This window comes from Methylobacterium sp. J-088 (assembly GCF_022829295.1).
GTDB lineage: Bacteria > Pseudomonadota > Alphaproteobacteria > Rhizobiales > Beijerinckiaceae > Methylobacterium.
Genome location: NZ_JAKSYH010000126.1, coordinates 1 through 777, shown reverse-complemented (window position 1 = coordinate 777; position 777 = coordinate 1). Strand labels below are relative to the sequence as shown.

Sequence of the window (777 nt, the reverse complement as noted above, 5' to 3'; positions counted from 1 at the left end):
GGTCAAGCTGGTGCGCGTGCTGATGCTCGGTCCGGTGGTGGTGGCCCTATCGCTGATCGCGCCGCGCCTGCCTGCGGAGGGGGCGACGGGCAAGGGCGCGCCGGGCCGGCTCGGCTTCTTCAAGCTGGTGCCGTGGTTCATTTTAGGCTTCCTGGCGTTCGCCACCCTGCGCTCGCTGGGGCTGATCCCGGACGGCGCAGTCAGGCCCCTGGCCCGGATCGCGGGCTTCCTGACGATCGTGTCGATGGCCGCGCTGGGTCTCGGCGTCGATGTGCGCGTGCTGGCGCAGGTCGGCGGCCGGGTGACGCTGGCGGTCACCGCCTCGCTGCTCGTGCTCCTGGCCATCGCGGTCCTGCTCATCCGAGGTCTCGGGATCGGCTGAGCGCGGCCGAGATCGCAGTCACTGGGGCCGTCCTAAAATCTACAAGCGCCCCAAGCTGATTCTCCTTTCTACGACGTCTGCTTCTAAGGCGGCGTGGCATTCGGCTCAATGACTCGAATGGGCGCAAAGCCGCCGCCCGGGTTTGGCCGAAACCAGAATGGCTGCTCCGGAGTAAATCCGCCGCAGAAGCAGACGGTTGCCTCCCGATCCTTTTGCTGACCTCAGTGGGCTAAACGTGCTGGTTTGTGCGTGAGCACGGTACACGACACAGTGGCGGCGGGCGGCGCGCCGTGGTGGACTGAGGGATTCCTCGCCAAAGGGATCCCCCCATGTCCGCTTGTCTGCGCACCGCCCTGATCGAGAGCCTATCGGCGCATCTGGGCCTGGGCAAATCG

General features: G+C 66.8%; 1 protein-coding gene. It reads left to right on the top strand.

The window, feature by feature from the left end; translation table 11 throughout:
* Positions 1-382: putative sulfate exporter family transporter (locus MKK63_RS13430; protein ID WP_244002470.1), on the top strand; the 382-nt coding region annotated here is incomplete at its 5' end.
* Positions 383-777: the final 395 nt, after the last annotated feature.